General features: G+C 47.8%; 1 protein-coding gene. It reads right to left on the bottom strand.

The window, feature by feature from the left end; translation table 11 throughout:
• A partial coding sequence (locus E0D98_RS26740; RefSeq protein ID WP_240723800.1) for an EF-Tu/IF-2/RF-3 family GTPase occupies positions 1–255 on the bottom strand: 255 nt, incomplete at both ends.

Raw genomic sequence — 255 nt, 5'->3', positions numbered from 1 at the left:
CTTCATCTTTGGACAGAATGTACACTTCAGATTCGAACTTGGTGTGCGGCTTGATGGTGCCCGGCTTAGCCAGTACCTGACCACGTTCGATTTCTTCACGTTTGATACCACGCAGCAGAACACCTACATTCTCACCAGCACGGCCTTCGTCCAGCAGTTTGCGGAACATTTCAACGCCAGTACAGGTAGACTTCTGAGTCTCTTTGATACCAACGATTTCAACTTCTTCACCAACTTTGATGATACCGCGTTCTA

It is taken from the genome of Escherichia sp. KCJ4928 (assembly GCF_004352695.1).
Classification (GTDB): domain Bacteria; phylum Pseudomonadota; class Gammaproteobacteria; order Enterobacterales; family Enterobacteriaceae; genus ECMA0423.
The sequence above is the reverse complement of the archived record's forward strand: the minus strand, read 5'-3'. Positions and strand labels throughout refer to the sequence as shown.